Source organism: Pseudomonas sp. HPB0071, from assembly GCF_000478505.2.
Classification (GTDB): Bacteria; Pseudomonadota; Gammaproteobacteria; order Pseudomonadales; family Pseudomonadaceae; genus Chryseomonas; species Chryseomonas luteola.
The window spans coordinates 3,669,878-3,682,658 of sequence record NZ_KI517367.1 but is presented as its reverse complement, the minus strand read 5'-3'; the positions used below and the strand labels follow the sequence as shown (position 1 = coordinate 3,682,658).

15 protein-coding genes are annotated in these 12,781 nt (G+C 56.1%); 2 read left to right on the top strand and 13 right to left on the bottom strand.

Features of this window, described 5'->3' with window-relative positions:
• Positions 1 to 29: 29 nt before the first annotated feature.
• Genes ccmE through ccmA form a run of 5 tightly spaced genes read right to left on the bottom strand, consistent with a single transcriptional unit; the run spans position 30 to position 2,723 of the window.
• Positions 30 to 488 carry a cytochrome c maturation protein CcmE gene (ccmE, locus tag HMPREF1487_RS17180; RefSeq protein WP_010797955.1) on the bottom strand — a complete coding sequence of 153 codons (459 nt, stop codon included), beginning with the start codon at positions 486 to 488 and terminating at the stop codon, positions 30 to 32.
• Entirely contained in the window at positions 485 to 661 is a 177-nt protein-coding gene (gene ccmD, locus HMPREF1487_RS17175) for a heme exporter protein CcmD (protein WP_010797954.1), read from the bottom strand. The genes ccmE and ccmD overlap by 4 nt, the downstream gene beginning before the upstream one ends.
• Positions 658 to 1,419 carry a heme ABC transporter permease gene (locus tag HMPREF1487_RS17170; protein ID WP_010797953.1) on the bottom strand — a complete coding sequence of 254 codons (762 nt, stop codon included), beginning with the start codon at positions 1,417 to 1,419 and terminating at the stop codon, positions 658 to 660. Before HMPREF1487_RS17170 ends, ccmD begins: the two co-directional genes overlap by 4 nt.
• 12 nt (positions 1,420 to 1,431) lie before the next feature.
• A complete protein-coding gene (gene ccmB / locus HMPREF1487_RS17165) occupies positions 1,432 to 2,103 on the bottom strand; it encodes a heme exporter protein CcmB (RefSeq protein WP_010797952.1) in 672 nt (223 codons plus the stop codon).
• Positions 2,100 to 2,723, bottom strand: a complete 624-nt coding sequence (ccmA, locus tag HMPREF1487_RS17160; RefSeq protein ID WP_010797951.1) for a cytochrome c biogenesis heme-transporting ATPase CcmA — start codon at positions 2,721 to 2,723, stop codon at positions 2,100 to 2,102. The genes ccmB and ccmA overlap by 4 nt, the downstream gene beginning before the upstream one ends.
• Before the next feature lie 143 nt (positions 2,724 to 2,866).
• On the opposite strand from ccmA, the gene HMPREF1487_RS17155 reads away from it, so the two are divergent.
• Together HMPREF1487_RS17155 and HMPREF1487_RS17150 are read left to right on the top strand one after the other, a co-directional pair.
• Positions 2,867 to 4,390, top strand: coding sequence for a flagellar hook-length control protein FliK (locus tag HMPREF1487_RS17155; protein ID WP_010797950.1), 1,524 nt, complete (start codon positions 2,867 to 2,869; stop codon positions 4,388 to 4,390).
• A complete protein-coding gene (locus HMPREF1487_RS17150; protein ID WP_010797949.1) occupies positions 4,387 to 4,701 on the top strand; it encodes an EscU/YscU/HrcU family type III secretion system export apparatus switch protein in 315 nt (104 codons plus the stop codon). Before HMPREF1487_RS17155 ends, HMPREF1487_RS17150 begins: the two co-directional genes overlap by 4 nt.
• A 124-nt stretch (positions 4,702 to 4,825) precedes the next feature.
• On the opposite strand, the gene HMPREF1487_RS17145 is transcribed toward HMPREF1487_RS17150, so the two are convergent.
• The 8 genes from HMPREF1487_RS17145 to HMPREF1487_RS17110 form a co-directional block, all read right to left on the bottom strand.
• Complete coding sequence (locus HMPREF1487_RS17145) at positions 4,826 to 5,224, bottom strand: DUF2802 domain-containing protein (RefSeq protein ID WP_010797948.1); 399 nt, start codon at positions 5,222 to 5,224, stop codon at positions 4,826 to 4,828.
• The gene (locus HMPREF1487_RS17140; protein WP_010797947.1) at positions 5,224 to 5,703 is read right to left on the bottom strand and encodes a chemotaxis protein CheW; all 480 of its coding nucleotides are present in this window, start codon (positions 5,701 to 5,703) and stop codon (positions 5,224 to 5,226) included. Before HMPREF1487_RS17140 ends, HMPREF1487_RS17145 begins: the two co-directional genes overlap by 1 nt.
• A 93-nt stretch (positions 5,704 to 5,796) precedes the next feature.
• The gene (locus tag HMPREF1487_RS17135) at positions 5,797 to 6,669 is read right to left on the bottom strand and encodes a CheW domain-containing protein (protein ID WP_010797946.1); all 873 of its coding nucleotides are present in this window, start codon (positions 6,667 to 6,669) and stop codon (positions 5,797 to 5,799) included.
• A gap of 77 nt (positions 6,670 to 6,746) precedes the next feature.
• On the bottom strand, positions 6,747 to 7,538 hold the full coding sequence (locus HMPREF1487_RS17130; protein WP_010797945.1) for a ParA family protein: 792 nt from the start codon (positions 7,536 to 7,538) through the stop codon (positions 6,747 to 6,749).
• A 92-nt stretch (positions 7,539 to 7,630) separates the two neighbouring features.
• Positions 7,631 to 8,452, bottom strand: coding sequence for a flagellar motor protein MotD (gene motD, locus HMPREF1487_RS17125; protein ID WP_010797944.1), 822 nt, complete (start codon positions 8,450 to 8,452; stop codon positions 7,631 to 7,633).
• Between the two features lie 3 nt (positions 8,453 to 8,455).
• Positions 8,456 to 9,196, bottom strand: a complete 741-nt coding sequence (locus tag HMPREF1487_RS17120; RefSeq protein ID WP_010797943.1) for a flagellar motor protein — start codon at positions 9,194 to 9,196, stop codon at positions 8,456 to 8,458.
• 85 nt (positions 9,197 to 9,281) lie between these two features.
• Positions 9,282 to 10,385 (bottom strand): protein-glutamate methylesterase/protein-glutamine glutaminase, encoded by a 1,104-nt coding sequence (locus tag HMPREF1487_RS17115; protein ID WP_010797942.1) that lies wholly within the window; start codon positions 10,383 to 10,385, stop codon positions 9,282 to 9,284.
• Between the two features lie 28 nt (positions 10,386 to 10,413).
• Positions 10,414 to 12,765 (bottom strand): chemotaxis protein CheA, encoded by a 2,352-nt coding sequence (locus HMPREF1487_RS17110; RefSeq protein WP_010797941.1) that lies wholly within the window; start codon positions 12,763 to 12,765, stop codon positions 10,414 to 10,416.
• Positions 12,766 to 12,781: the final 16 nt, after the last annotated feature.

Below are 12,781 nucleotides of genomic sequence, written 5' to 3'. Positions count from 1 at the left end.
TAAAAACAAAAATGCAGAGCCCGGCAGCATCAGCTGCCCTTCTGGTTACTAAACTGCTGGTAGGCGCCACTGTCCCTGAGGGCCTTGGTTACTTCAGGCGGCATGTAATTTTCGTCGTGCTTTGCCAACACTTCGTCGGCATTGAGCACACCAGATGCATCGAGCTTGCCTAACGCGACGATCCCCTGCCCTTCGCGAAACAGATCCGGCAGGATGCCATGGTACCTGATGGAAATGTGTTGAACGCCATCACTCACGATGAAGCGTACATCGAGCGAGTCGGCCGATCGCTGGAGAGAGCCCCGCTCGACCATACCGCCCGCCCTGATACGAGTGCCCACGGGGGCTTCACCCGAAACGATCTGGCTGGGCGTGTAGAACAGGTTGATGTTCTGTTGCAATGCCGACAAAGCCAGGGCCACGGCGACCCCAACGCCAGCCAGAATCGCCAGAATGATCAAAAGACGTTTTTTACGGACAGCATTCACGGGTTCATCTCCCGACGCAGGCGGCGTGCTTCGCTCTGCAGATAACGACGGTGTGCCAGCCGTGGCATCACGATATTGATTATCAGGACCAGTGCAGTGATTCCGTAAGCTGACCACACATAAGGTCCGTGATGACCCATGGCCAGAAACTCGCTTATCGAATGAAACGTCATGTTTTACCCCTTTTACCAAGGCTCTCTTCAACCACTGCCTTGGCCCAAGACGTTCGTGATTCGCGGCGTAAGATTTCAAGACGCATGCGCATCAGGACAACAGCGCCGAAGAAACAATAAAAACCAACCACCATTATCAGAAGCGGAAGCCACATCTCGATGGGCATTGTCGGTTTTTCGGTAAGCGTGAACGTGGCAGGCTGATGTAGGGTGTTCCACCATTCAACGCTGTATTTAATGATTGGCAGGTTGATAACACCTACGATGGCGAGTACCGCGCAGGCCTTGGCCGAACTTTCCCGATTGGAAATAGCCTGCCCCAACGCAATGATGCCGAAATACAGGAACAGCAGGATTAACATGGAAGTCAGCCGTGCATCCCACACCCACCAGGCACCCCAGGTTGGCTTGCCCCATATCGACCCGGTTACCAGCGCAACAAAAGTCATCCAGGCGCCTACGGGCGCTGCGCATTTGAGTGCGACATCGGCCAGCTTCATTTTCCAGACCAGGCTTACTACCCCGGCAATTGCCAGAAGCAGATACCCCGACTGCGCCAAAAATGCAGCAGGTACATGGATATAGATGATGCGAAAGCTATTACCCTGCTGATAATCCTGCGGCGCAAAGACCAGGCCCCATACCATGCCTACCATAACGAAGCATGCCGCCGCCCACGCCAGGATGGGCAACCACCGGCCACTGATCTCGTAAAACCATTTGGGCGAGCCCAGTTTATGAAAAAACGTCCACTTCATGACTGTTCCACATTATTCACCCACACTGATCCGTAACCCAGCGCCAATAGCGAACGGAGAGAACGTCAGCGATAAAACCATCAAACTTCCCAGCCACAAAAGCTGTCCTGCGGCGGGCATTCCATGAAGAGAGGCTTGCAATGCACCGCTGCCCAGAATGAGCACCGGAATGTAAAGCGGAAGAATAAGCAGAGCCAGCAGCAACCCGCCCCGCTTGAGCCCTACAGTCAGCGCTGCACCTACAGCACCCAGTAAACTCAACACAGGCGTACCGAGCAGCAACGATAGCAGCAGCACCCCCAAACACTGGACAGGAAGCCCCAGCATGAGCGCCAGGACAGGCGAGAGCACGATTAGCGCCAGTCCGGTAAACACCCAGTGCGCCATCACCTTGGCCAATACCAGAACAAAGAGTGGGTGCGGCGAGAGCACCCATTGCTCAAGTGAGCCGTCCTCAAAATCGCTACGAAACAGACCGTCCAGTGAAAGCAATACCGCCAACAAGGCAGCGACCCAAATCAACCCTGGCGACAGCTCTTTCAACAGCTGGCTTTCAGGTCCCACCGCCAGGGGAAACAGGGCAATCACGATCGCAAAGAACACCAAGGGATTGGCCAGCTCCACCGGGCGTCGGCATAGCAGTAGCGCTTCACGTTTAAGCAGAAGCACGAAGAGCCCGCTCATGAGACCCCCTGCCCTAGCTCTAGCTGGCGATAGCGCGTCGGCGTTTGCGTCATTTGATGATGCGTAGTAAGCACCACTGCTCCACCCTGTTCACAGTGCTGGCTCAAATGCCGCTCAAGATGCTCCACCGCTTGGCGGTCGAGAGCCGTAAACGGCTCATCGAGTACCCACAAGGCAGGAGGGTCAAGATACAGGCGAGCCAATGCGACACGACGCTGTTGTCCGGCAGAGAGCGTATGGCAGGGAACATCCTCGAAGCCAGACAGCCCTACGCTGTCCAGAGCCTGCCAGATCGCTTCCCGAGTGGCGGGCTTGTTCAAGGCGCACAACCAAGTAAGGTTTTCCTCGGCAGTCAGGAGTCCCTTGATTCCAGTCGCATGGCCAAGCCAGAGTAACTGCCTGAACGGCTCGTGTCGCTGCCTACCAGCCAGACGCACCTCACCGGCCGTTGGAGCCATAAGCCCTGCCAGAAGACGTAGCAGACTGGTTTTACCGCTGCCATTCGGCCCCATTACCTGCAGCATTTCACCAGATTCGAGCACAAGATCCAGCTGCTCGAACAGCACGCGCTCGTCACGCTCACAGGTGAGCGCAACGGCTTCAAGACAAGGGGGTATCACTACACGCAACCATTGGCATCAAGTCGGAACGGAATCGGCCGCTATAGTAGGCTGGAAACAAGACCAAGCCCGTCAATTGGCCAGCATTATACACATCACGCCAGCCTGGACGACCGACTGCATGAAACTATCAGAGTGGCTACATGGCTGACATAGGCACTATCCGCCCCGCTTCTGCCCCAGTTGTCCCAACGCGGGCAGCGTTACCCGCCGAGCCGGCCGTGCGGATTACCTTGCCGACAGAAAGCCCTCTGCTGCCCGGCGAAACAGCCCAGGCGCAAGTTGTTGCCCTTAAGCAGAATCTGCAGAGTTTTCAGTTATTGCTGCAGTTGACGCTTGCCAATGGACGTCAACTTACCCTACCGGCGGAAAGCACTTCACCCCTGCCAACCGGTTCGCTACTAAACATCATGGCGTTATCGTCTACCCGCCTGGCTGTACAGATCGAGGCCAAGGCAGAGACGCCTTTGAAAAGCCTGGATACCAAAGCGCTTCCGCCAGGCACCCTGCTGCAGACGCGAGTGGTCAGCAGTCAACCAGCCGACGCCTCTGAGGGGCAGATATCCTTCAAATCCGTTGTGACATTGCTCAACGGTGCCCTTGCAGGCAAACAACTGATAATCGAATCGCTAAATGCCCTTAAGCCCGGCAGCCTGATAACGGTTGCGGTACGCGATGCACAGCAGGTTGCTCTGGTGCCCTCCAGCGGAAGACTTGATCAGATTGAGCTGGGACAGCAGTTGACGGCTCAGTTCCAACGACAAGGCTCGCTGGCCCAGTTGTTTCAAGCTCTGCCGCTACTCACGGACTCGCCCGCCACGCCCGGCGTGTTGCGCGATACGCTTGGTCAGCTGCTCGCCTCCGTACCCGAGGTTGAAGAACTCAAGAACCCGGATGTCGTAAAAACCCTGTTCGAGCGAAGCGGCATTTTGCTGGAGCGACACCTTATTTCAGGTGAGACCGAACGGCTGCCGCAGGATTACAAGACGCTCCTGCTCCGCCTGATCAGTCAACTGAGCCAGGCTACAACGACCTCCACTTTTCCTCCTCAAGTCGGCGTGCCAAACCTGCCAGGAAGCCTGCGCAATGCCCTAACGGCATTAGGCCAAGGCAACCCTAAGCATGCTGCGTTGAGCTTTCCCCTGCCATCACGGGTAGTTAGCTCGCTGCTGCAGGAAGGCATGGAGCTTGAAGAACTGCTCAAGTTGGCAACAGCAGCCCTATCACGCCTGCAAACTCATCAGCTGTCTGGCGTTGAACAGACACAGCACTACCCGGATGGATCCATGCTGCTTACCTGGCAAGGGGAACTCCCCATGCGTAACGGTGAGCGCATCACCAGTCTGCAATACAAGCTGCAAGAGGAACGCCCTTCCAAAAGCGCTGGCGAACTGCGTGACAGCATCTGGAAGCTCGACCTTGCCTTTGATCTTGAGCCGCTCGGCAATATGCAGGTCGAGGCTAAACTTGCTCGCGGTACGCTTTCGAGCCAGTTCTGGGCCGAGCAGAAGGAAACCGCCGCGCTCATTACCCATGAGCTGGAGCATTTCAAGGAGCGATTGCTGGAGGCCGGGCTTCTGGTAGGCGAGCTGCAATGCACGCTGGGAAAACCGGTGCGTGGACTACGCACGCACATTGAAGAACGCTGGATAGATGAAAGCGCATGAGTACTTCGAAGCAGGCTATTGCACTGGTCTATGACGGCCAGACCGCTCCCACCCTAACAGCCAAAGGCGATGCAGATCTTGCCGAAGCCATTCTGGCATTGGCCAGAGAGCACGAAATCCCTATCTATGAGAACGCTGACCTGGTACGCCTGCTGGCACGCCTTGAGCTTGGCGATGCCATTCCTGAAGCGCTATACCGCACGATTGCCGAAATCATCGCGTTCGCCTGGTATCTGAAGGGCAAGCATCTGCAGAGCCTGTCATGCAGGCAGGATGATCCCATCCTATCGGCGCTATCCGGAAAATGCTGAAACATCTTATCGAGAGCACAAAAAAGCCATCAGTGCATGACTGATGGCTTTCCGGGAAATGAAGAAATGCAAGGCCTGCCGGATATGACACAAGATCTGTGGCAGGCTTGCGAGATGCACTTTGTCAGGATTGCTGACGCGCCTTATGCATCTTACTGATCAGTTCGGCCTCGGCCCGTGAAAGGCCGCAGGACTGAGTCAGATCATCGACGCTGGCACCCAACCCCACAAGGCGCGCAGCCTGACTGAACGACAGGCTGGCCGGATCGCTTTGTTCGATACGGGTCAGCCTGTCAGGCAGGGGTGCAACCATCTCATTAATTTCATGCAATTGCTCCCCCATACGGACCGTGCCGGCCTGATAGGTTTCCAGCCGCTTGGCTAGAGCCCTCAAGCGCTTTTCGGTTGTTTCCTCATGCTGGGCAAGCTTTGACGCCTGCCGTTTAAGCTCCTGCCATAGCAGAAAGCAGGCACCCGCCAGCCCAAGGCAAATGAACACCAGCACGATCAACGCTGCCAACATTAGATACTTTCCAACTCAGACCATTCTTCTTCGCTCATCATCTTATCCAATTCGACAAGAATCAGCAGCTCGCCGTTCTTGTTGCAAACGCCCTGGATAAACTTGGCGGATTCATCGTTACCCACGTTTGGCGCGGTTTCGATTTCAGATTGACGTAAATAAACGACTTCAGCCACGCTGTCGACAAGAATACCAACGACTTGCTTGTCGGCCTCGATAATCACGATACGGGTGTTATCCGTGATCTCGGCAGAGTCCAGGCCAAAACGCTGACGTGTATCAATTACCGTCACGACGTTACCGCGCAGGTTGATGATACCCAGCACGTAGCTTGGAGCACCTGGCACCGGAGCTATTTCCGTATAGCGCAGCACTTCCTGAACCTGCATGACGTTGATACCGTACGTCTCGTTGTCCAGACGGAAGGTTACCCACTGCAGGATTGGATCTTCGGAACCTTGTGCAGACGTTTTCTTCATTTTCCCAGCCTCGTTGATACCGCCTTGGCGGTCTTGGCGGTCTTCCCGCCTTGGTTGATCCAGAATCGACCCCTTAAGCGTAGGTCAACCCTTCTATTGTTTCCTTTGCTTTGCAGCACCGCTTTCAATCAGCGCCGCAAGCGCCGATACATCCAGCAAGGCACACATATGCTCAATTACCGTTCCCGCCAGCCATGGCCGCTGGGATCGTTGCGTTCGCCATTTGACCTCGGCAGGGTCCAGACGTATCGAACGGCTGACCTGGTGTACCGCAATTCCCCAGTCATACCCTTCAACCGAGATAACGAACCGGAGGCCTTCCTTGAAGTCTTCGCGGTAGCGCTCTGGCATGACCCAGCGCGCGGCATCCAATACCTTCAAATTACCCTGCGGGCTGGGCAGGATGCCCAGGAACCAATCGGGCTGACCAAACAATGGCGTCAGCTCGCGGCCTTCCAGTGAATGAATCGTTCCCAAACATATCAGCGGCACAGCAAGGGTCAGCCCCGCCACGTCGAACAACAGACATTCAAACGGCTCTTCAGCCCATTCCGGCCTTCCGTCGTCGCTTACCTTGAAAGGCTGCACCTGCTGCTCGACAGCCTGAACAGTTCTTAACGGAATAACGGTATCGACAAATTTTTCCGGCTCTGCCACTACAGGCTTAACAACCGGCACCACAGGCAGGCTGTTCTGGGCAGGCGTTTCCCTGACCAGGGCATCGCGTGCCTTCTCCTCACGTACAGCCGCCTCGAACTCGTCCAAAGACACGCTTTGGGCCGTAGGCGCAACAGGATCAGGCGCAGCCACGGACACCACTTCAACCAACGAGACGACAACCGCCTCATGCTGGAGGGCGGCAGGCGTCTCTACCGGCAGCTCGAGTGTCGCCTCCATCAGCAGCGCATCCAGATAGGACTGCAAAGCCAGCTGTGGACGAATTTCAGTGCTAGTAGAACGGTTCATGTCACGTATCACACTTCAAGATTGAAGAAACTATCGGCTGGATACCGCAAAAACTTGAGTACTGCATCACTATGTCTTCACGCGACGTTCATTGAGGCAGGCTGCATATCAAGCAGATGCTTAAGCAACGCCCTATATGCAATGACACCACGACTATTCGCATCGTTCTGCGAGGGGGTTATCCCTGCACGGCTGGCATCCCGTAGCTTGGTATCAATGGGAACGAACGCTTGCCACAGGTGCTCGACGTAATTGTCTCGGAGGTATTTGAGCGTCCCCAGCGAAGCCTGGGTACGCCGGTCGAACAGCGTCGGTACGATCGTGTAAGGAAGCGCCTGTTTTCTGGAGCGGTTGATCATGGCCAATGTATTGACCATGCGCTCCAATCCTTTGATCGCCAGAAATTCCGTTTGCACAGGAATGACCAACTGCTGGCTTGCCGCCAATGCATTGACCATCAGAATGCCCAACAAGGGCGGACTGTCGATCAGGGCATAATCAAAATCATTCCACAACTGCGCGAGGCTTTTGGAAATCACCAACCCCATGCCATTCTGCCCCGGCGATTGCCGCTCCAAGGTCGCCAGCGCCGTACTGGCCGGCAGCATTGAGATGCGCTCATGGCTGGTCGGGAGCAGAAGTTGCTTGGGTAGCCCGTCCGGAACCTGCCCCTGATGCAGGAACAATTCGAAGGCGCTGCGTTCCAGTCGATCCGGGTCCTGTCCAAAATAACTCGTCAAGGAGCCATGGGGGTCAAGATCGACCATCAGGACACGCTTGCCCAAGTCAGCCAGAAGCCCTGCCAGCGAAACAGACGTTGTTGTCTTGCCTACTCCGCCCTTTTGATTGGCTATTGCCCAAACTCTCACGTTCTACCCTCCCCAGGCAGCGTACTGCATTGCCAAGGCCAAGCCGCTGGATATACCAGCGGCGAAGATTTGACAGCGATTGGTTCTATCGCTTACTTGGAGGGAGCAGGTGCACTTTGCGTGCCATTTCTACCAGAAGCGGAGCGCTCCTGAAAACCACTCACGCCACGGTGAATGTCGACATTCCGTGAAATGAGCAACACCACCCGACGGTTCCGCGCCCTGCCCTCAGGGGTGGAGTTATCTGCTATTGGTTGATAGCTGCCATACCCGACCACCGCGAGCCGTTCGGGTGTAACGCCATCACCAATCAGCAGCCGAGCAATACTGGCGGATCGCGCCGCTGAAAGCTCCCAGTTGGTGGGGTATTGAGGCGTACTGATGGGAATATTGTCAGTAAACCCTTCTACCTGAATCGGGTTCTTGTAAGGCGCCAGAATTTTGGCAACCTTCGCCATCAAGCCAAAGGCTGGATCGCCTGGAATGGCATCCCCGCTAGGAAAAAGCAGATTGGAATTCAGCTCGATTTCCAACCAGGTCTCGGTTGCCCTCAGAGTCATCTGGTCTGAATTGATGAGATCGCCAAAGGCGTTCTGCATACTGGTTGCTATCTGCTCAAGCGGATCGACTGCTTGAGTAGTCGCCGGCGCGTTATCTGATGCAGGCGTATTCTGCTCGATGGTAGGCTGAACACTGCGAGGCACCTGATCCCCAATGGGAATAGGTTTCATGGAGCGATCCGGCTCTGTAAAGATACCGGTCAGCGTCTCGGATAGAATCTTGTACTTGCCCTCATTGATGGATGAGATGGAATACATCACAACAAAGAAGGCAAACAGCAAGGTGATGAAATCCGCGTAGGACACCAGCCAGCGTTCGTGATTTTCATGCTCCTCGTGTCGACGGCGACGCATCGGTTACTCCATGAAGCCTTGCAGCTTGAGTTCGATGGAACGAGGGTTTTCACCTTCGCCAATAGACAGCAAACCTTCCAGAAGCATTTCTCGGTAGCGAGTCTGACGCAGCACCATGCCTTTGAGCTTGTTGGCAATCGGAAGCAGTAACAGGTTAGCGAATGCGACCCCGTAGATTGTGGCTACGAATGCAACAGCAATCCCGTTACCCAGCTGGGAAGGGTTTGCCAAGTTCTGCATGACATGGATAAGCCCCATCACGGCACCGATAATCCCAATGGTAGGCGCATACCCACCCATGGCCTCGAACAGCTTGGCCGCCTGGATATCACGATCTTCCTGGCCATACATATCGACTTCCAGAATGCTGCGAATGGCTTCAGGCTCGGCACCATCGACCAGCAGCTGCAGGCCTTTGCGAGCGAATGGATCACGTTCGGCATCCACGAGCGGTTCAAGCCCCAGCAGACCTTCCTTACGGGCAGACATGCTCCAGCCAATGATGCGATTGATACCGGCTGGCATGTCGACTCTTGGCGGCAAGAAAACCCAACTGAGCATTGTCAGGGAGCGCTTGAGAACACGGATAGGCGTCTGCAGCATGGCCGCACCGCATGTGCCGCCCAGTACGATCAGGGCAGCAGGCCCGTTGAGTAGAGCAGCAATGGTGCCACCCTCAAGAAAATTACCTCCAATGATGGCGATAAAGGCCAACAGGATGCCAATCAGGCTCAAGACATCCACACATCATCTCCCTAAGGCATGGCAGCAAGCCAAAACCTGTCAAATTCAAATCCGGCGCCGCTCCTGTCTAGCAAGAGCGGTACCATTACATGCACGCGTCAGTAATGTGTCGACCGATGTCGTCAAGACTGTAGACGGCATCTGCCAGATTTGCCTTGACCACGGCCATGGGCATGCCATAAATCACGCAGCTGGCCTCGTCCTGCGCCCAGATCTGGCTACCAGCCTGCTTGAGCAGGCGAGCACCTTCACGGCCATCGGAGCCCATGCCGGTCAGCACCACCGCCAATACCTTGTCCGGGAAAACCTTGGCCGCCGAGCCAAAGGTGATATCGACGCAGGGCTTGTAATTCAGTCGCTCATCGCCCGGCAATATCTTCACGCCGCCACGCCCATCCAACATCATCTGCTTGCCGCCAGGCGCCAGTAGCGCCAGCCCAGGACGAAGCTGATCGCCATCCTCAGCTTCCTTGACAGAAATCTTGCACAATTTGTCCAGACGCTCTGCAAACGCCTTGGTAAAGGCGGCAGGCATGTGCTGAATCAGCACGATTGGCGCTGGAAAGTTGGCAGGCAATTGGGTCAGTACCCGTTGCAACGCCACAGGACCACCGGTCGACGTACCGATGGCCACCAGCTTGTAATTCTTGCGCCGTGGCGCAGCACTGGTCACCGACGCTGAAGCCGAGGAGCCTGCCGGATGTGCCGAAGCAGTCCGCGCCGCCGGGCGAGGGGTTGTCGAGGTGGGTGCAGGCGCATGGGCCGACACACTTCCAGACGATAACCGGCGGTTGCTGCGCGCAATGGTATGGATCTTCTCGCACAACAAGCGCTTTACGCTCTCGGGATGGCGGGAAATATCCTCGAAATTCTTGGGTAGATAATCTACCGCACCCGCATCCAACGCATCGAGCGTAACCCGAGCGCCTTCATGCGTCAGCGACGAAAACATCAGAACAGGCGTCGGGCACTTCTGCATGATGTGCCGAACGGCCGTAATGCCATCCATGAAGGGCATCTCATAATCCATGGTAACGACGTCGGGTTTCAACGCCATCACCTGATCAATCCCTTCACGCCCATTGGTCGCCGTACCGACGACCGTAATATTGGGATCACCCGCCAGGATTTCAGTCAAACGGCGGCGGAAGAAACCCGAATCATCCACCACCAACACTCTTACAGCCATATGACACTCCTAACGGCGGGGCTTCGACTCAAATACCGCGGCGCGCGTAGCGCTTGAGCATGCTCGGTACGTCAAGGATCAATGCGATCCGGCCATCACCTGTAATGGTGGCTCCCGACATACCCGGCGTTCCTTGCAACATCTTGCCTAATGGCTTGATGACTACTTCTTCCTGACCTACGAGTTGATCCACAACAAAACCGATGCGTTGCGTACCGACCGACAGGATAACAACGTGACCTTCCTGCTGTTGCTCATCGTAAGCCGCATCCTTGACCAGCCAGCGCTTGAGGTAGAACAGCGGCAGTGCTTTGTCGCGAACCACGACCACTTCCTGACCGTCGACCACATTGGTGCGAGAGAGGTCCAGGTGGAAGATCTCGTTCACGTTGACCAGTGGGAATGCAAAGGCCTGATCGCCCAGCATTACCATCAGGGTTGGCATGATCGCCAGGGTCAGCGGGACCTTGATCACAATCTTGGAGCCCTGCCCCTTGTTGGAGAAGACGTTTACCGTGCCGTTAAGCTGTGTAATCTTGGTCTTCACCACGTCCATGCCCACACCACGACCGGAAATATCGGAGATTTCGGTCTTGGTTGAAAAGCCTGGTGCAAAGATCAGATTGTAGCATTCAAGATCGGTCAGACGTTCCGCCGCATCCTTATCGAGCAGGCCTTTTTCAACAGCCTTGGCGCGCAGAGCGTTGGGATCCATCCCTTTGCCATCGTCGGAAATGGCCAACAGGATATGATCGCCCTCCTGCTCCGCAGACAGAACGACACGGCCCGCACGGGCTTTGCCATTCTTCTCGCGCTCGGCAGGCTCCTCGATTCCATGGTCGACCGCGTTGCGCACCAAGTGCACCAGCGGGTCAGCCAAGGCCTCTACCAAGTTCTTGTCGAGATCGGTTTCTTCACCCACAAGCTCAAGGTTGATTTCTTTCTTCAGGTTGCGCGCCAAGTCACGAACCAGACGCGGGAAGCGTCCGAATACCTTCTTGATTGGCTGCATGCGCGTCTTCATGACCGAGGTCTGAAGATCCGCTGTCACAACGTCCAAGTTTGATACAGCCTTGGCCATGGCCTCATCGCCGCTGTTCAGCCCAAGACGAACCAGACGATTACGCACCAGCACCAGCTCACCGACCATGTTCATGATCTCGTCGAGACGGGCGGTGTCCACACGCACGGTTGTTTCAGCTTCGCTGGCCGGCTTCTCGCCTGCCGGGGCCGCCGCCGCACGCGGTTCAGCTTTGGGTGCTGCGCTGGCTGTCGGTGCAGGGGCCGCTGCAGGCTGGGGCTTCGCCACAGGAGCAGATGCTGCCTTGGCAACCGGAGCAGGTGCAGGCGCTACAGGAGCAGCCGCAACACCACCATCGAAACGGCCCTTTCCATGCAGTTCATCCAGCAGAGACTCGAACTCGTCATCCGTGATTTCATCACCTGACTTGGCTACCGGAGCAGCAGCCTTGGCAGGTTCGGACGGCGCTGCAACAGCAGCATCAAACTTACCTTTGCCGTGCAGCTGATCCAGCAGAGATTCAAACTCGTCATCCGTGATCTCGTCACCTGACTTGGCTACCGGAGCAGCAGCCTTGGCAGGTTCGGACGGCGCTGCAACAGCAGCATCAAACTTACCTTTGCCGTGCAGCTGATCCAGCAGAGATTCAAACTCGTCATCCGTGATCTCGTCACCTGACTTGGCTACCGGAGCAGCAGCCTTGGCAGGCTCGGACGGCGCTGCAACAGCAGCATCGAACTTGCCTTTGCCGTGCAGCTGATCCAGCAGAGATTCAAACTCGTCATCGGTGATTTCGTCGCCAGATGCAGGTACGGCTGAGCCAACGGCTGCCACAGGTGCAGGCTCATTCCCGATTGCATCGAGGAGTCGGTCAAACTCATCGTCGCTTACATCACTGGCAGCAGGTGCCTGGACAGCAACCACAGGGACCTGAACCGGCTCCACGGCAGTGGGAGCAGGTTCGGCGCCTTCAGGCTCCGCCAGACGTGCCAAGGCAGCCAGCAGCTCAGGAGTAGCCGGTGTCGGCTCAGTACGCTCACGTACCTGGCCGAACATTTCGTTTACCGTATCCAGAGCTTGAAGGACAACGTCCATCAGCTCGGCATCAACGCGGCGCTCACCCTTACGCAGGATGTCGAACACGTTTTCGGCAATGTGGCAGCACTCAACAAGGGCGTGCAGCTGGAGGAAGCCTGCCCCTCCCTTTACCGTGTGGAATCCACGGAAGATGGCGTTGAGAAGATTCATATCATCCGGGCGGCTTTCGAGTTCCACCAATTGCTCGGACAACAATTCGAGAATCTCGCCGGCCTCTACCAGGAAATCCTGGAGGATTTCTTCATCGGCGTCGAAGCTCATTCATGCACTCTCCAAA